Genomic DNA, 17,392 nt, shown 5'->3' on the forward strand with positions numbered 1-17,392 from the left:
CACGCCAAGGCGCTGGCCGATCGGGAATCCATCGTCACACTTTAAGTACCTCCCATTTCAGCAAGGCACAGCCATGACAGCCCCCGGACTACAAGGCGCTCCCATCTTTACGGTGGAGGGCATCACCAAGCGCTATGCGAGCAATGTGCTCAGCGGGGTGAGCCTGAGCTTGCGTCCCGGCGAAGTGTTGGCGCTGACCGGAGAAAACGGTGCGGGCAAAAGCACCATGTCCAAAATCGTGGCGGGATTGGTCGATGCCACCGAGGGCACGATGCACTTGGCCGGCCGCAGCTTCGCACCCAAAAATCGCCGTGAGGCCGAAGCCGCAGGCGTGCGCATGGTGATGCAGGAGCTGAGTCTGGTCTCCACGCTGACAGTGGCAGAAAACCTGTTGATCGACGCCTTGCCGAACCGCGGGCGCTGGTGCGCCTACTGGATTGACCGCAAAGCACTGCACCAAGCGGCCAGCCAGCAGCTGGCAAAAATTGGTATTCAGGGCATTGCGCCCGACTGCCTAGTGTCCGAGCTGGGTATCGGCCAGCAACAAATGGTGGAGATTGCACGCAACCTCCAGGACGGCACCAAGATTCTGATTCTGGATGAACCCACGGCCATGCTGACGCCGCGGGAAACACAACATTTATTTGCCCAAATTGAACGCCTCAAGGCGCAGGGCGTGGCCATTATTTATGTATCGCACCGGCTGGAGGAGTTGCGCAAAATTGCCGACACCCTGGCGGTGTTGCGCGATGGGGTGCTGGTCAAAACCTGCCCTATGAATGACGTGACCGAAGACGACATCATCGCCCTCATGGTGGGGCGGGCTGTGGAGCAGGACATGCAAAAGCCACGGCGCCCCCAGGGGCCGTGTTTGCTCAAGGCCCAAAGCCTGGGGCGCGGCACGGCCGTGAAGTCGGTCAGCCTGGATCTGCACGCAGGCGAGGTGTTTGGCCTGGCCGGTTTGGTCGGCAGTGGCCGGACCGAGCTGGTGCGCCTGCTCTTTGGAGCAGACCGCGCGGACACGGGTGACATCACCTTGGCTGCCAATGCCCATCGGCCGGCCCTCCAAGTGCGGGCGCCCGGCTGGCGCTCGCCGCAAGCGGCCATTGCAGCGGGCATTGGCTTGGTGACGGAAGACCGCAAATCACAGGGCCTGTTGCTCACACAGTCAATTGCGGTCAACACCTCGCTAGGAGCATTGAACACCGTGTCCCGCCGGGGGTGGCTGCACCTTTGGAAGGAGCGTACCCTGGCCTCGGACATGGTGAAGCGCCTGCGGGTGCGCAGCCATTCGGTGGACCAAGCGGTGGGCACCTTGAGCGGCGGCAACCAGCAAAAAGTCATTTTTGCGCGCTGGCTGCACAAGAACTGCGAAGTGCTTTTGCTGGACGAACCCACCCGCGGCGTGGATGTGGGCGCACGCGCAGACATTTACGCGGAAATCGAAGCCATGACCCAGGCCCAGAAAGCGGTGCTGATGGTCTCCAGCGATTTGCGGGAGCTGATGCAGATGTGCGACCGCATCGGTGTCATGAGCCATGGGCGCTTGGTCACCGTGCTGGAGCGCGGCCAATGGAGCGAAAAATCGCTGCTCGATGCTGCCTTCAGCGAGACCGGCGCAGACACCCCAGAAGCCGCCGTCTGCGCCTAAAGAGCGCCAACCCATCACTCCCTACCCCCTCACGATATGACAACCGCTACCACTTCTCCAAACACTGCGACTTCGCGCAGCGCCATGGGCACCTACCTGGGCCTGTGTGCCGTGCTGATCGGCATGGTGATTTTGTTCTCCGCCCTGAGTGACTATTTCTGGAGCAAGGCCACCTTTGTGGCGATTGCCAACGAGATTCCGGCCCTGTTGGTGATGTCCATCGGCATGACGTTTGTGTTGATCATTGCCGGCATCGATCTGTCAGTGGGCTCGGTGCTGGCGCTGTCCGCAGCGGCCACGGCCAATGCCATTCTGGTGTGGCACTGGGGCCCCTTGCCGGCGTCTGCATTGGGCTTGCTGGTGGGGCTGACCTGCGGCGCGGTTACCGGGCTGATCTCAGTGGCGTGGCGCTTGCCGTCATTTATCGTTTCCTTGGGCATGCTCGAAGCCGTACGCGGCGGCGCCTATGTGATGACAGACTCGCGCACCCAGTATGTGGGCGGCGCCATCTCCGAGCTGGCAAAGCCCTGGGTAGCCGGTGTCTCTGCCGCGTTTTTCATTGCGATCGCACTGGTCATCGTGGCGCAAGTGGTGCTATCGCGCACCGTGTTTGGCCGCTATGTGGTCGGTATTGGCACGAATGAAGAGGCCATGCGCTTGGCAGGCATTAACCCCAGCCCGATCCGGGTGGCCGTGTTTGCCATGACCGGTGTGTTGGCCGGCTTGGCCGGGCTGATGCAAGCCGCTCGCCTTGAGGCGGCGGACCCGAACGCCGGCTCGGGCATTGAGCTGCAAGTGATTGCGTCGGTGGTGATCGGCGGCACCAGCCTGATGGGCGGGCGTGGCTCGGTAATCAGTACCTTGTTTGGCGTACTCATCATTGCGGTGCTGGAAGCCGGTCTGGCGCAGGTGGGTGTCAGCGACCCCAGCAAGCGCATCGTGACAGGCTGCGTCATTGTGGTGGCCGTTATTATTGACACGCTACGTCAGCGCCGTTCCTCCAGCCACTAGAGCAAGCCCACCACCATGTCGTCCATCAAAGACGTGGCCCGCAGGGCCAACGTGTCCATCAGCACCGTTTCGCATGTGGTGAATGGCACCCGCTTTGTCAGCGAGTCCGCACGCAAGCAGGTGGAAGAAGCCATCCGCAATTTGGGCTATGTGCCCAGCGCCGTGGCCCGCAGCCTGAAAAGCAACTCCACCAAAACACTGGGCATGTTGATTCCCAACTGCACCAACCCCTACTTTGCAGAAATTGTGCGCAGTGTGGAGGACCATTGTTTTGGCGCAGGCTACACCCTGATTCTGTGCAACACCGATGACGAGCCACACCGGCAAAGCGTGTATCTGCAAGTGCTGAGCGAGAAGCGGATCGACGGGCTCATCATCATCTCCACCGGCAACGACAGCGAGTTGCTGGCTTTGGTACAAGGGCTGACGATCCCGGCCGTGCTGCTTGACCGTGAAATCAGCCATGTGCAATGCGACCTGGTCGAAACTGCGCACATGCAAGGTGCCATGTTGGCGACCGAACACCTGCTGGCCTTGGGGCATACGCGGATCGCGTGTATCGCGGGTCCTGAGGACCTGAACTCCAGCGCACAGCGTATTCAAGGCTGGCGCAATGCGCTTGCCAAAGCCGGCGCTGCAGCAGACGCCGACCAGCTGGTCTGGCACAGCGACTTCACCAGCCAGGGCGGCTGTGACACCATGAAACAGGTGCTCCAGTCCCAACTCAAGCCGACCGCCGTGTTCGTGTGCAACGACCTGATGGGCATTGGTGCCCTGAGTGCCGCGCATGAAGCTGGCGTCCGTATTCCGCAAGACATGTCGCTGGTCGGCTTCGACGATATCGAGTTGGCCCATTTCACCAGCCCCGCCCTCACCACCGTCGTGCAACCCAAGCACCGCATGGGTGTCATGGCGGTGGACATGCTGCTCGAGCGCATCCAAAGCAAGCGGGAGCAATCGCGGCAAGTGTTGTTGCAGCCAACGTTGGTGGTGCGAGCATCGTCCGGGCCGGCACCGCGCACCCCGCAGAAGGTGGCGTAATGCAGGTCGATATGCAAAGTGCGCCCCCGATCGTCGTCTGCCTGGGGAGCCTGAACATGGACATGTGTGTCGATGTGAGCGACGCACCTGTGGCCGGTGAAACCGTCATGGCTCATGCGCTGCGCTACTCACCCGGGGGCAAGGGCGCCAACCAAGCCGTGGCGTGTGCCCGGCAAGGCACCCGCGTACGCATGGTCGGCAGCGTCGGCGCTGATGCCCACGGGCTCGCGCTACTGGACAGTTTGCAAGCCGACGGCATCGATACCCTGGCAGTGGAGACCAACCCACACCAGCCCACAGGCGTGGCGATGGTGCTGGTGGAGGCCTCAGGGCAGAACCGCATTGTGGTGGCGGGTGGCGCCAACCAGGCGTTCCGCTGGATTGCCACGCGCCTTGCGCCTGTCTTGCGTGGCGCATATGCCTTGGTGCTGCAGCTCGAGTCGCCGGTGCAGGAGGTGCTCAAGGCCGCCCAATGGGCGCGGGCCAGCGGTTGTCTGGTGGTGCTGAATCCCTCGCCGGTGCCAGAAGCGGTGCCCGGAGCCTTGTGGGCGCTGGTGGACCTGCTGGTACTCAACGAGAGCGAGGCGCTCGCCTTGTGCGGGCTGGATGTAGGTGCCAGCCACGATGCCGCCGTGCAAGCCATTCGGCATTTTCAGCAGTGGGGTATCCGCCGGGTAGTGCTGACCTTGGGCGGCGCAGGCGCAATCGCTGCGGACGGTGACGCGGTGACCTACCACCCCGCAGCCCGGGTCGACGTGGTCGACACCACCGCAGCGGGCGATACATTTTTGGGCGCCTTGGTGGCAGCGTGGGCCAGGGGTCTGCCATTTGCGGATTGCGTGCACCAGGGCATGACTGCGGCCAGTTTGTGCGTACAAACCGCGGGCGCGCAAACATCCATCCCTAGCCGGGCTCAAACCGAGGTCGCTTTGACTGCGCCCCATTGGCAAAATTTATGAAACGAAGTGTGTTGTTGAATGCAGAGATCTCGATGCTGGTGGCCAGCATGGGACACGGTGACATGGTGGTCGTGGGCGATGCGGGCTTGCCGATTCCGACAGGCCCAAACGCCCCACAGCGGATTGACTTGGCCTTGTGCCCCGGCGTCCCCTCGCTGGACCAAACGCTGACCGCAGTCTTGTCGGAGCTGCAGGTGGAGCACGCCTATATCGCCCACGAAGCCTTGCAGGGTGAAGACAAAGCGCTGCCTGTCTGGTGTGCAAACCGTACCGGATTTGATATCCAAACCATCAGCCATGCCGAACTGAAAGCGCTCTGCCAGCGTGCGCGGGCGGTCATTCGCACTGGGGAATGCACGCCCTACGCCAACATGGTGTTGGTGTCGGGCGTGACTTTTTAGCGGACTACAGGCCCGGCCTCAGGCCGCTCCGATATTCGGAATCAAACCACCCACGGGCTGACCATTCTTCAGTGCTGCGGTAAACGCCAGCATGCGGTCAATCGGCAAACGGGCGCGGACAATCAGTTTGTGATCGACATGGACTTCATTCAGGCCATGCTCCAGCACCCGCGCCACACCGGCCAGGCCATTCATGGCCATCCAGGGGCAGTGGGCGCAGCTTTTGCAGGTGGCGCTGTTGCCGGCGGTGGGGGCTTCGATGAAGGTCTTGCCGGGGTTGAGCGTGCGCAACTTGTGCAGCATGCCGTTGTCAGTAGCCACGATGAAGGTGTCGGCGTCCAGCGTCTGCGCGGCCTTGAGGATGGCGCTGGTTGAGCCCACGGCGTGGGCCAGGGCCACCACGTCTTGGGGCGACTCGGGGTGCACCAGCACTTTGGCTTTCGGGTGCTCTTGGATCAGCGCTTCCAGCTCAAAGGCCTTGAACTCGTCGTGCACGATGCAGGCGCCTTCCCAAAACACCATATCTGCACCGGTTTCGCGCTGGATGTAGCCGCCCAAGTGTTTGTCGGGCGCCCACAGAATCTTCTGGCCCTTGTCTTTGAGCGCTTTCACGATGTCCAGCGCACAGCTGCTGGTCACCAACCAATCGGCACGCGCCTTCACGGCAGCGCTGGTGTTGGCGTAAACCACCACCGTGCGGTCGGGGTGGGCGTCGCAAAAGGCGTTGAATTCACTAATGGGGCAGCCCAGGTCCAGCGAGCAGGTGGCATCCAGGTCGGGCATCAGCACCGTCTTGTGCGGCGACAAAATTTTGCTGGTCTCGCCCATGAACTTCACGCCCGACACCACCAGCGTTTGTGCGCTGTGGTCCCGACCAAAACGGGCCATCTCCAGCGAATCGCTCACCAGGCCGCCGGTTTCTTCGGCCAGATCCTGCAAATCAGGGTGCACGTAATAGTGCGACACCATGACCGCGTTCTTTTCTTTCAGCAGGCGCTTGATCTTGTCTTTGAGCGCGGTGCGCTCCATCGGGGTGGGCTCCACAGGCACACGGGCCCAGGCATGCTTGGTGGAGCAAGCCGGTTGCTCGTACTCTACGTCGATCACATCACTGGCGCTCATCACAGGTCCTCAAATCGCATGGAGAAGTCGGTGGCCTTGACGTCTTTGGTCAGCGCGCCGATGGAGATGCGGTCCACACCGGTAGAGGCAATCGCCCGCACCGTATCCAGGTTCACACCGCCGGAGACTTCCAAAATAGCGCGTCCGGCATTGATGGCTACCGCCTGCATCAATTGAGCCAGCGTCATGTTGTCCAGCAGCACCATCTTGGCGCCGCAGTCCAGCGCTTCGCGCAGTTGCTCCAACGTTTCGACCTCCACCTCAATGAACTTGGCAGTGGCGGCGAACTGGGTGGCCCGTTGCAGGGCAGCAGTCACGCCACCGGCGGCGGCGATGTGGTTTTCTTTGATCAGCACTGCATCGTGCAAGCCAATGCGGTGGTTGGTACCGCCACCCGTTTTAACGGCGTATTTCTGCGCCAAGCGCAGGCCGGGAATGGTCTTGCGGGTGTCCACGATGGCAGCACGGTTACCGGGCACTTCGTTCACCGCCGCCACAAAGGTAGCGGTTTTGGTGGCTACTGCGCTCAGCAGCTGTAAAAAGTTCAACGCGGTGCGCTCAGCCGTCAGCAAGGCTTGAGCGTTGCCCTCAATCTCCAGCAACACTTGGTCTTGCTGGCAGCGCTGGCCTTCGCGCACATGCCAGATCAGAGCGGCCGACGGATCCAGCGCCCGCACGGCTGCAGTGGCCCAGGGCTCGCCGCAAATGACAGCCGACTCACGGGCCAGCACCCGCGCTCGGGCCCGGCGGGTGGGGTCAATCAAAGAGGCGGTCAGGTCGCCGGCGCCCACGTCTTCAGACAAGGCGCGAGCCACATCGGTCTGCGCCAGGGCAGCGATGTCTGCAGAGGAAAGATCAAAAGTGCTCATACACCGAAGGATAACCGGCCACCCTTGCGCCGGATGGCTAGGGGGACAAGCGTGCCAAAATGCCACCCCTTCGCACTCGGCCTTTTGGAAAACCTGCATGACTCCCAGTTTGAATGCCCTTTTCGCTGCCGCCTCTGTCTTTGGGCATGCCACAGTTTTCGCCCAAACAGGCCAAACGGGCCTTGCCGGCGTGGTGTGGGGCCTGAGTGAACTACATTGGGCTTTGATCGCGGTCGCGTTCGCTCTGGCCATCGGCTTGGTGGTCCTGCGGGTGCGCCGGCGCCGCGCCCTCCAACAGGCGAGCGCTTACGATATGCAACCCACCATGTTTGCGCACACGATGGTGGTGGAGAGCAGCATGAATCAGCGCACCCTCCCGCAACCGTTGGCTCCGCACCCCCACGCGGATCAGGTGTGGACCACCCAGTAACGGCTGCTCGCCGGAGTCTGGTGTCCCTGCCGTTAAAATGCCGCCATTAAGGATCCCGCCATGAACATCTTCCGCCGCCCCGATTACCGCTCTGAAGCCACCCAGTTCATCGACCAACTCAAGGTCGCAAAACCCACGCTGGAAGCCGAGCAGCGCAAGGGCCGCTCCCTGTTGTGGGACAAAGTCGTGGACCGTATGGCTTGGAAAGGCTTCCGCAGCGCCCAAGTTGCGCAAAAGCCCTACGTCTACCAGACCAAGCACGATTAAGAGCCCAATCAGCCTCTAGCGCACGTCTTATCTGCGCCAGCAGCTCCTGATTTGATAGCAAAATGACAACCGACACCACCGGCGCACCCACCGGAGTCGCCGAACTCGGGCAAATGCCCGAGGTGGTGGACCAAGTGGCGTTGGCGCGCCTGTACGGCGAGCCCTTGTTCGCCATGCCGCAGGATCTCTATATCCCGCCGGATGCGCTGGAGGTGTTTCTGGAGGCCTTCGAAGGGCCGCTGGACTTGTTGCTCTACCTGATTCGCAAGCAGAACTTCAACATCCTCGACATTCCGATGTTGAGCGTGACCAAGCAGTACTTGGTTTATGTGGAGCAAATCCGCAAGCGCAACCTGGAGCTGGCGGCCGAGTACCTGCTAATGGCAGCCATGCTGATTGAGATCAAATCGCGCATGTTGCTGCCCCCCAAGAAGGTGGCTGAGGGCGAAGAAGCAGAAGACCCGCGGGCGGAACTGGTGCGCCGCTTGCTCGAATACGAGCAAATGAAGCTGGCAGCCGCCCGGCTGAACGCGATTCCGCAATACGGGCGAGATTTTTTAAAAGCCAACGTTTACATCGAGCAGAGCCTCAAACCCCGCTTTCCGGATGTGGGCGTGGAAGAGCTGCAAAGCGCTTGGCGTGACATCTTGAAGCGGGCCAAGCTGGTGCAGCACCACAAGATCAGCCGCGAAGAGCTCTCGGTGCGCGAGCACATGAGCATCGTGCTCAAAAAGCTGCAGGGTCAGCGTTTCGTTGGCTTCGAAGACTTGTTTGACACGACCCAAGGCACGCCGGTGCTGGTGGTGACCTTCATCGCCCTGCTGGAGCTGGCGAAAGAAACCCTGATCGAAATCACCCAGGCGGAGGCCTTCGCGCCGATCTATGTGCGCCTGGCCTATGCACCTACCTGAACCGGGCTCTCTATTTCAGGGCTCGCAACTGCGGTTAGTATTCGCCCCACTTTCGCCAAACCCTCGGCAAGCCCGATTTGTAATCCCGATTTTTGGAGTCCCCCATGGCCCTGAACCCGACCGGTGAACAAGCCTCTAGCGCAACCAACGCGACTCCCTACGGCACGCTGCCCCCTGCGTCAGCGCCGTCCACACGCAAGCCCATCAGTTTGCCCCGCATCCAGGAGATGCACACCCGGGGTGAAAAAATCACCATGCTGACCGCCTACGACGCCACCTTTGCGGCGGTAGCGGATGCGGCAGGCGTGGAGTGCATTTTGGTGGGTGACTCCCTCGGCATGGTTTGCCAGGGGCGCCACAGCACCGTGGGCGTCACCCTCGAAGACATGGCTTACCACACCGAGAGCGTGGCCCGCGGCCTGCGCCGTGCCCAAGGCACCGCATGGCTGATTGGCGACTTGCCCTTCGGCAGCTACCAGGAATCCAAAGAGCAAGCCATCCGCAGTGCGAGCGTGCTCATGCAGGCAGGCGCGCACATGGTCAAGCTCGAAGGCGGCGGCTGGACCACCGAAGTAGTGCAGTTCTTGGTGCAGCGCGGCATCCCAGTGTGTGCCCATTTGGGCCTGACGCCGCAGACCGTGCACGCCCTCGGCGGCTATCGGGTGCAAGGCCGCGGTGATGCGGCTGCCGACATCATGAAAAAGCAGGCCCACGAACTGCAAGACGCGGGTGCCAGCATGGTGGTGCTGGAGATGGTGCCAGCTCCCTTGTCTGCCGAGCTGACGCGTGAGTTGCCGCAGTGCGCCACCATCGGTATCGGAGCCGGCAAGGGCACCGCCGGTCAAGTGCTGGTGCTGCATGACATGCTGGGGGTGAACCTCGGCAAAAACCCGAAGTTCGTGCGTAACTTCATGCTGGAAGCCACCAGTATCCGTGGAGCCATGGAAGCCTATGTGGCCGCAGTCAAGAACGGCAGCTTTCCGGAAGACGCTGTTCACGCGTGGTGAGAAACGATGCAACTGATTCACACTATTTCTGAGCTACGCGAGGCACTCAGCCAGTACCGTCACCCAGCCGTCGTGCCCACCATGGGCAACTTGCATGCCGGGCACTTGGCCTTGGTGCGCCAGGCCAAGCCGCTGGGCGACGTGACGATTTCCACCATTTTTGTAAACCGGTTGCAATTTGCACCGCACGAGGATTTCGATACCTACCCTCGGACCCTGGAAGCAGATTGCCAACACCTGGAAGCTGCGGGTTGCGATATTGTGTTTGCCCCCAAAGAGAGCGAGCTTTACCCTCAGGCACAAACTTTCAAGGTGCACCCTCCGACTGAGCTGGCAGATATTCTGGAAGGCCACTTCCGCCCCGGTTTTTTCATCGGGGTGTGTACGGTGGTCATGAAGTTGTTGGCAGTCACCCAAGCGCGTACCGCCCTGTTCGGCAAAAAAGACTACCAGCAGCTGATGGTGATCCGCAATATGGTCAAGCAGTTCGCTTTGCCGATCGACGTGGTCGGCGGTGAGACCCAGCGTAACGAGGCAGGCCTGGCGCTCTCCAGCCGCAATGGCTACCTGACTCCGGCACAGCGGGAAGAGGCCTTGTTGTTGTCCAGCATCTTGCGCGGCATCGTGAACGCCGTGCGCTCCGGCGAGACCGACCTCGCGCGGCTGGAAAACGACGGCATGCAATCGCTGCGCGCCGCCGGTTGGATGCCCGACTATGTGGCTGTGCGCCGCCAGTCAGACCTGCAGGCCCCACAGGCAGGCGATGCCAAAGTGGTGCTAGCGGCCGCCCGCTTGGGTAGCACACGCCTCATCGACAACATGGAAGTTTAAAAGGGCGCCTGCCATGCACGCATCGCCGGATTTGCAGAGAAGAAGTTGCTTGAAGCGCAGCGCCGAGCTGGCTGTATTGGTGGCCAGCGGCACTCTGACAGCGTGCGCTGCGGGCGAGGACCGGGGACTGCAATTCAGCACCCTGCAACAGGTGGCAGACGAGCTCCAGCGGTTGAGTGCTGCACCGCTGGACTCCAACGCGGTTTGGTCCTGGAGCCAGACTCTCGAGCATTGCGCGCAGAGCATTGAGTTCTCCATGACCGGGTTTCCGGAGCCCAAGTCAGCCGTGTTCCAAAACACGGCTGGCGCTGCAGCCTTCCGCTTTTTTCAATGGCGGGGCCGCATGATCCACGACCTTGCAGAGCCCATACCCGGTGCGCCTCCACTGGCGGCAGACGCCCCCGCTGCCGCATCACTGGCCCAGCTACAAAATGCCATGGCTGCGTTTACCGCCTGGACGGCACCGCTCCAACCGCATTTTGCCTACGGAACACTAGGTAAACCGGACTACGAGCAGGCGCATGCCATGCATTTGGCGCAGCACCTATCGGGGTTCAAACTCAAAGCCTGATTCACCAGGCGCCCGGCAAGGCCACCATGAAAAAAGCCCGGGCTTGCGCTCGGGCATAAAACCTTGGAATCCTTGAAAGCGCTTAGAAGGTGTACTTGAGACCCATTTCCACCACATCGCCTTCGCCCTTGGGTTTAGCCAAACCAGCGAAGTCCAGATAGAACTGCATGTTCTTGAACGGTGTGTAGCCAACGCCTGCGGACCACTCATCGCGGCCGTTGGCATTCTCTGGCTTCACTTTTTGCATGGACACGCCAAAATCGAACTGGCCCATCACGTAGGTCAATGCCACGCCGGTGTAGCTGGTCTTGATTTTGGTGGTGCTTTCCACTTCAGCGACCAGGCCCTTCAAGCCGAGGTTGCCCATTTGGTAAGTGGCGGCCAAACCGGTGGCATAGCGGTCGGTATTGAGTTCACCTTGGGTTTTGGAGGCATCCGCCTTGTACTTGGCGAATTCGCTCCAGCCACCTGCCAATGTCAGGTTGCCGAATTTGTAGCTGGCTGCCAAGGCAAAACCATTGGAGTTCTCTGGGTTGGTTGTGGGGCCAATCGCAGAGGTGTAGTCGACCGCAAAAGTCAGATCACCCAATTTGTGGCTGTATTGCAAGTGACGGCCTTTGTTGGCAGAGCCCGGCTCAGTCATGAAGCCGTTTTCACCGTGACCGACGCCCAACACTTCCATCACGTTGTCTTCAATGTAGCTGTCGAACTGACCTGCAGAAAAGCGACCATACTTCTTGCTGGCAATGCCTACGCGGGTGTCGTCAGACACAAAGTTGGAATTGTCGACAACGGGGTCGTAGTCCACTTCGATTTCACCGAAGATGGAGATGTCTTCATTGATGTTCTTGGTCGCCTTGATTTCGACTTGGTTCAGACCCTTGCCCATCACTTCATTGATATCACGGCCAGCCGCGTTGCGCTTGCTGACGTGGTAGGTGCCAACGTCCACGTTGACTTCAAACTTCACGTCTTTGTCAGTAGCCAGTTCGCCCGCCTGAACGCCCATTGCAAGGGTTGCAACTGCGATTGCAACGACAGATTTATTCAACATTTCAAACTCCAGATTGATGCACTTTTTACGCTGCATCCGAGCTGATGCAACAGGTGCCGGAGTCTGAAGAGTCAATGCGACAAATTCGTGCAACGCCTATGAAGATTTGATGAAACGGTGCACAACCACCGCTTCAAGCCATCGTGCTGTCGGCACGGTCACAAAAAGCGGTCGAGTATTTTTTTACCCTGGGCATCCATGGCGAACTGGTCCCGCACCAGGTATTGAATGCCATGTGCATCAGAGATCAGCAAGGCGTTGCCTTTGCCAATCCGGCGGATGTCCTCATCACCCCGGAGCACAAAGTCTGTCGGCCCGCGGTTGGTTTCTACCGACCAAGTGCAGGGCGTCGAGTAGCTGGTCACCGACACGATCCGCTCAATCACCGGCATGAATTCACGCGTAGCCAATTCCGCGCGGATCAGGTCTTGCGCGGGTTGTGGAACATCGGCAAGCAGGTCCACCCAGCCTACCTCTTTGCCGTCCTGGCTCACGATCGAGATACCGTCCTCGGGAGACTGGATGGGAAAGGCGCGCACGGGCACCACGCCTTCAAAGCGCTCACCGGCTTCATTGGTCAGCACCAGCTTGCCAAAAGGGGTGCGCTCCAGTGCAAAGCGGCTGGCGGTCACGGTGTAAAGCGCGCTCATGCGGCCTCCTCAATCAGGTTGTTGCGGGCTTGGGCTTGGTACAGGTTGAAGTACGCGCCCTCGGTCGCCATCAGCGCATCATGGGCGCCCTCCTCTACCACCTTGCCGCGATCTAGTACGACCAAGCGGTCCGCACGGTGCAGGGTCGACAGGCGGTGCGCAATCGCAATCGTGGTGCGGCCTTGCACCAAGTTCTCAAGCGCCTTTTGAATTTCTTTCTCGGTCTCTGAGTCCACGGACGAGGTGGCCTCATCGAGGATCAATATGCGGGGGTCAATCAGCAGCGCACGCGCAATCGAGATACGTTGGCGCTCGCCACCGGACAGGCCTTGGCCGCGCTCCCCCACCATGGAGTCATACCCTTGGGGCAAACGCAAAATGAACTCGTGGGCATGGGCCGCGCGGGCTGCTGCGATGATTTGCGAACGGGTCGCATCAGGCTTGCCGTATGCAATGTTGTCCGCAATCGTGCCGAAGAACAAAAATGGCTCTTGCAACACGAGGCCAATGTTCTGCCGGTAGTCCGAAATGGCATACGAGCGGATGTCCACACCGTCCACCAGAATAGCGCCCTCTGATACGTCGTAGAAACGGCAAATCAGATTGACCAGCGTACTCTTACCGGAACCACTGTGGCCTACGAGACCCACCATTTCTCCGGGTGCGATTTTCAGATTGATGCCGCGGTTGACCTCGCGATTGCCGTAACGGAAGCCCACATCGCGCACCTCAATGCTGCCCTGGACCTTGCCCATTGGAACCGGGTTCACCGGCTCTGGCACGCTGGATACGTGGTCCAGGATGTCAAAGATTCGTTTGGCTGCAGAGGCTGACTTTTGGGTCACCGACACGATACGGCTCATGGAATCCAAGCGTCCGTAAAAGCGGCTGATGTAGGCAATGAATGCCGTCAAAACGCCCACGGTGATCTCACCCTGGGACACTTGCCAGATACCAAACGCCCACACCACCAACAGGCCCAGCTCTGTCAAAAACGAAACGCTGGGCGAAAACAGCGACCAGATTTTGTTGATGCGGTCATTGACCACCAAGTTGTGCTTGTTGGCCTCGCGGAAGCGGCTGGCTTCGCGGGTCTCTTGTGCAAACGCCTTGACTACCCGGATACCGGGGATGGTGTCGGCCAGTACATTGGTGACCTCACCCCACACACGGTCGATTTTCTCGAACCCGGTGCGTAGGCGATCCCGCACAAAGTGGATCATCCAGGCAATGAAGGGAAGCGGCACCAAGGTCACTACCGCCAACCAGGGGTTGATGGAGAAGAGGATGATGGCGGTCATCGTCAGCATGATCACATCGGTCGCGAAGTCCAGCAGATGCAGCGACAAAAACACGCAGATCCGGTCACTTTCGCTGCCGATGCGCGACATCAAATCCCCGGTCCGCTTGCCACCAAAGTATTCGAGCGACAAGCGTAAAAGGTGTTCGTAGGTCGTCGTGCGCAAGTCGGCGCCAATACGCTCCGAGACAAGCGCGAGGATGTACGTCTTGGCCCAACTCAGCACCCACGCCAGCAGTGCCGACCCGAGCAAGCCACCCATGTACATGCCCACCAACATAGGATCAATTTTTTGGCCGTTCTGGAACGGGATCAACACGTTGTCCATCAGGGGCATCGTGAGATACGGCGGGACCAAATTGGCCGCAGTGCCCAACAGCGTCAGGAAAAAGCCGAGGAGGAGCTGCCCGCGGTAGGGCCGCGCAAAACGCCACAGGCGGAACAAAGTCCAGGTGCTGGGCGGCGTGTGAACCACTTTTGTGCACACCGGGCACTCTTCCTGCTCAGGGTCCAGCGGCGCCTTGCAACTCGGGCACACCTGGGTGAGCGCTTGGGCAAGAGGCTTGCCCGACACGGTGCTCTCCAGCTGGGAATGGAATTGATCGACCAAGCGAATCGCCTGCAGGTTCTGTCCCAGGGTAAACCGCCAGCTACCGCGCAATGCGCTGGCGTCCACCAGGTTCAGGTGCCCCACGCCGGCATGATCGTGGTGCAACAGCGTCTGCCCGGCCTGCAAGTCCCAACCAGACCAAATCTGCGTTGCCCCCTCACAGGCGAGCAACCGCTGGTTGGTGAGCAGCACCAGCCCCTTCACAAAGTGCAGTTGTTGGTCAAGGTCAACCTCCAGCGCAGCCAAGACGTTCTCATGGGGACGGAGTTGTTTTTGAACCGCTTCCCGCCAGGCAGAAGGCAAATCGCCGGATAGCGCAGAAAAAGCAGAGGCTTCGGAAGTCATGGATCGCAAAAAAGGATGAATTTGAGTCAGTTTTTCAAAGTGGCAGGCCTCACGGGCCGCCCATCTTCAGGCAGTCGATACTACGCGCAAGCGCACAGCAGTCGAAGCGAGCCGCTTCTGTGAGCGAGAATACTCAACGCATTGCGCGTAACAATGGTGGACCGCTCTTTCCCAATAAGCCATGACAGCCAAGAAAAATATTGAAATCCTGCGGGTCACACACCTTCGTGGCCCCAATATCTGGACCTATCGCCCGGTGATCGAGGCTTGGGTGGACATCGGTGAGCTGGAAGACTTCCCTTCCAACACGCTGCCCGGCTTTTACGAGCGCTTGACGACTTGGCTACCCGGCTTGATTGAGCACAAATGCAGTCCCGGAGTGCGCGGCGGCTTTCTGGAGCGCTTGCGTGAAGGCACATGGGCCGCCCACATCATGGAACATGTGGCCCTTGAGATTCAAAACCTCAGCGGGATGCAGACCAGTTTTGGCAAAGCGCGCCAGATGTCCAAGCCCGGGGTCTACAAAATAGCCTTCCGCACCCGGCAAGAGCAAATCGGGCGCAAGGCGCTGGTGGTGGCCCGCGATTTGATCATGGCCGCCATCAACAACACCGCCTACGCCCTCGAAGCCCAATTGACCGAGTTGCGCGACATGGTCGACTCCCTGTGTCTCGGACCCAGTACCTCCAATATTGTGGATGCGGCCACCGATCGCGGCATTCCATCTATCCGGCTGACCGAGGGCAACCTGGTGCAACTGGGTTACGGCATTGCCCAACGACGGATCTGGACAGCAGAAACCGACCAGACGTCTGCCATTGCAGAAGAAATCGCCAGTGACAAAGATCTGACCAAAAGCCTGCTGAAGGCTTGCGGTGTGCCGGTGCCGGAAGGCACTTTGGTGAACTCCCCTGAAAAAGCCTGGGAAGCGGCTCAAGACATCGGTTTGCCCGTCGCCGTCAAACCCTACGATGGGAACCATGGGCGGGGTGTCACACTGGACCTATCCGACCAAGCCAGTGTAGAGACCGCCTTTCATGTGGCCAAAGAGCAGAGCAGCGGCAGTGTGATTGTCGAAAAGTTCATCCCCGGCGATGAGCATCGCCTGTTGGTGGTGGGCAAGCAGGTAGTTGCAGCAGCCCGTGGAGAGTCTGCGTGGGTCACAGGTGATGGCCAATCCACCGTCACCCAATTGGTGAACACCCAAATCAACAGCGACCCCCGCCGTGGCGAAGCTGAAGAATTGCCACTCTCCCCCATAGAACCCGACAAAAGCCCCGAGGTCCAACTGGTGTTGCGCCGTGCCGGATTGACACCCGAGTCGGTCCCGGCGAGTGGGCAACGTGTTTTGATCCAGCGCAATGGCAACGTCGCGTGGGATGTGACCGACGAGGTGCACCCCACAGTTGCCGCCGCTGCGGCACTGGCTGCGCGGGTGGTGGGCCTGGATATTGCCGGCATTGATATGGTGCTGGAGGATTGCTCCAAGCCCCTCAAGAGCCAGCGCGGCGCGGTCATCGAGGTCAATGCCAGCCCTGGCCTGCTGTTTCACATCAAGCCAGCAGTGGGTACTCCACGCAATGTCGGCAAGGCCATCGTGGAGCACCTGTTCACGCCGGACGCGGAAGCGCGGATTCCTGTAATCGGGGTCACCGGCACCCAACATACAGGCAGGCTTGCGCGCTTGATTGCCTGGCTAGTGCACATTAGCGGCAAGCATGTGGGCCTGGCGTGCAGCGAGGGCCTGTACCTCGACGGGCGTCAAATCGACAGTCGCGATAGTGCACATTGGGAACCGAGCCAGCGCGTACTGATCAACCGCTCGGTGCAAGCGGCGGTGTTTGAAAACAGCAGCCGCATGATATTGGCAGAGGGCTTGGCTTATGACCGCTGTGCCGTGGGCGTGGTGACGGACATCAGCAACACCCAAGATCTGGTGGAGTTCGATATCCTGGACGCGGAGCAGGCGTACAAAGTAGCGCGAACACAAGTGGATGTGGTGCTGCCCAGCGGAACTGCGGTGCTCAATGCGGCAGACGCTCAAGTAGTAGAACTGGCTGAGCTGTGTGACGGCAAGGTCATTTTCTATGCCCTGGATGAGACATCACCCGCCATACAAACGCATCGCAGCAAAGGCGGGCGAACCGTGTTTCTGCGCGCCGGCGAGATTGTCTTGGCGCAAGGCGAACAGGATATTTCGATGATCCCACTATCGACCCTCAAGCCCGCCAAGGCTGAAAAGCCGGAGATGGTCATGGCAGCTATTGGCGCAGCGTGGGCACTCGACATCCCGGTGGAGTTGATCGGTGCCGGTTTGCGCACCTTCGAGTCCACCCCCAAGAAAACACCTTACTGAGCTCAG

Annotated in this window: 17 protein-coding genes; 12 read left to right on the forward strand and 5 right to left on the reverse strand. The window is 60.2% G+C overall.

The features are described from left to right. Positions 1 to 73 precede the first annotated feature (73 nt). The 5 genes from RAE21_RS10750 to rbsD are packed head-to-tail and all read left to right on the forward strand — an operon-like array spanning position 74 to position 5,063. Positions 74 to 1,651, forward strand: a complete 1,578-nt coding sequence (locus RAE21_RS10750; protein ID WP_313881365.1) for a sugar ABC transporter ATP-binding protein — start codon at positions 74 to 76, stop codon at positions 1,649 to 1,651. 36 nt (positions 1,652 to 1,687) lie between these two features. Further along, the gene (locus tag RAE21_RS10755; protein ID WP_313881366.1) at positions 1,688 to 2,662 is read left to right on the forward strand and encodes an ABC transporter permease; all 975 of its coding nucleotides are present in this window, start codon (positions 1,688 to 1,690) and stop codon (positions 2,660 to 2,662) included. Between the two features lie 15 nt (positions 2,663 to 2,677). After that, positions 2,678 to 3,703: a LacI family DNA-binding transcriptional regulator gene (locus RAE21_RS10760; RefSeq protein WP_313881367.1), complete on the forward strand. Its 1,026-nt coding sequence runs from the start codon at positions 2,678 to 2,680 to the stop codon at positions 3,701 to 3,703. Further along, entirely contained in the window at positions 3,703 to 4,662 is a 960-nt protein-coding gene (locus tag RAE21_RS10765) for a ribokinase (protein WP_313881368.1), read from the forward strand. Before RAE21_RS10760 ends, RAE21_RS10765 begins: the two co-directional genes overlap by 1 nt. Next, a complete protein-coding gene (rbsD, locus tag RAE21_RS10770; RefSeq protein ID WP_313881369.1) occupies positions 4,659 to 5,063 on the forward strand; it encodes a D-ribose pyranase in 405 nt (134 codons plus the stop codon). Before RAE21_RS10765 ends, rbsD begins: the two co-directional genes overlap by 4 nt. Before the next feature lie 18 nt (positions 5,064 to 5,081). Here rbsD and nadA read toward each other — a convergent pair whose 3' ends face one another. Next, positions 5,082 to 6,185 carry a quinolinate synthase NadA gene (nadA, locus tag RAE21_RS10775; protein WP_313881370.1) on the reverse strand — a complete coding sequence of 368 codons (1,104 nt, stop codon included), beginning with the start codon at positions 6,183 to 6,185 and terminating at the stop codon, positions 5,082 to 5,084. Beyond that, positions 6,185 to 7,054 (reverse strand): carboxylating nicotinate-nucleotide diphosphorylase, encoded by an 870-nt coding sequence (gene nadC / locus RAE21_RS10780; protein ID WP_313881371.1) that lies wholly within the window; start codon positions 7,052 to 7,054, stop codon positions 6,185 to 6,187. The genes nadA and nadC overlap by 1 nt, the downstream gene beginning before the upstream one ends. 97 nt (positions 7,055 to 7,151) lie before the next feature. Between nadC and RAE21_RS10785 the strand changes: the two genes are divergently transcribed. The 6 genes from RAE21_RS10785 (at position 7,152) to RAE21_RS10810 (ending at position 11,071) form a co-directional block, all read left to right on the forward strand. Next, a complete protein-coding gene (locus RAE21_RS10785; protein WP_313881372.1) occupies positions 7,152 to 7,484 on the forward strand; it encodes a hypothetical protein in 333 nt (110 codons plus the stop codon). A gap of 60 nt (positions 7,485 to 7,544) precedes the next feature. After that, entirely contained in the window at positions 7,545 to 7,751 is a 207-nt protein-coding gene (locus RAE21_RS10790) for a DUF3460 family protein (RefSeq protein ID WP_313875406.1), read from the forward strand. A 62-nt stretch (positions 7,752 to 7,813) separates the two neighbouring features. Beyond that, the gene (locus tag RAE21_RS10795; RefSeq protein WP_313875405.1) at positions 7,814 to 8,662 is read left to right on the forward strand and encodes a segregation and condensation protein A; all 849 of its coding nucleotides are present in this window, start codon (positions 7,814 to 7,816) and stop codon (positions 8,660 to 8,662) included. A 104-nt stretch (positions 8,663 to 8,766) separates the two neighbouring features. Then, complete coding sequence (panB, locus tag RAE21_RS10800) at positions 8,767 to 9,669, forward strand: 3-methyl-2-oxobutanoate hydroxymethyltransferase (protein WP_313881373.1); 903 nt, start codon at positions 8,767 to 8,769, stop codon at positions 9,667 to 9,669. A gap of 6 nt (positions 9,670 to 9,675) precedes the next feature. Next, on the forward strand, positions 9,676 to 10,500 hold the full coding sequence (gene panC, locus RAE21_RS10805) for a pantoate--beta-alanine ligase (protein WP_313881374.1): 825 nt from the start codon (positions 9,676 to 9,678) through the stop codon (positions 10,498 to 10,500). 49 nt (positions 10,501 to 10,549) lie between these two features. Further along, positions 10,550 to 11,071: a DUF1569 domain-containing protein gene (locus RAE21_RS10810; RefSeq protein ID WP_313881375.1), complete on the forward strand. Its 522-nt coding sequence runs from the start codon at positions 10,550 to 10,552 to the stop codon at positions 11,069 to 11,071. An 82-nt stretch (positions 11,072 to 11,153) separates the two neighbouring features. Here the strand turns inward: RAE21_RS10810 and RAE21_RS10815 are convergent, their stop codons facing one another. The 3 genes from RAE21_RS10815 to RAE21_RS10825 all read right to left on the reverse strand — a co-directional run bounded on the left by RAE21_RS10815 (position 11,154) and on the right by RAE21_RS10825 (position 15,030). Next, a complete protein-coding gene (locus RAE21_RS10815) occupies positions 11,154 to 12,125 on the reverse strand; it encodes a porin (protein ID WP_313881376.1) in 972 nt (323 codons plus the stop codon). A 158-nt stretch (positions 12,126 to 12,283) separates the two neighbouring features. Next, the gene (locus RAE21_RS10820) at positions 12,284 to 12,775 is read right to left on the reverse strand and encodes a cyanophycin metabolism-associated DUF1854 family protein (protein WP_313881377.1); all 492 of its coding nucleotides are present in this window, start codon (positions 12,773 to 12,775) and stop codon (positions 12,284 to 12,286) included. Further along, positions 12,772 to 15,030 (reverse strand): cyanophycin metabolism-associated ABC transporter, encoded by a 2,259-nt coding sequence (locus tag RAE21_RS10825; protein ID WP_313881378.1) that lies wholly within the window; start codon positions 15,028 to 15,030, stop codon positions 12,772 to 12,774. Before RAE21_RS10825 ends, RAE21_RS10820 begins: the two co-directional genes overlap by 4 nt. Before the next feature lie 181 nt (positions 15,031 to 15,211). Between RAE21_RS10825 and RAE21_RS10830 the strand changes: the two genes are divergently transcribed. Further along, complete coding sequence (locus RAE21_RS10830; protein ID WP_313881379.1) at positions 15,212 to 17,386, forward strand: cyanophycin synthetase; 2,175 nt, start codon at positions 15,212 to 15,214, stop codon at positions 17,384 to 17,386. Positions 17,387 to 17,392: the final 6 nt, after the last annotated feature.

It is taken from the genome of Rhodoferax potami (assembly GCF_032193765.1).
Taxonomy (GTDB): Bacteria; Pseudomonadota; Gammaproteobacteria; order Burkholderiales; family Burkholderiaceae_C; genus Allorhodoferax; species Allorhodoferax potami.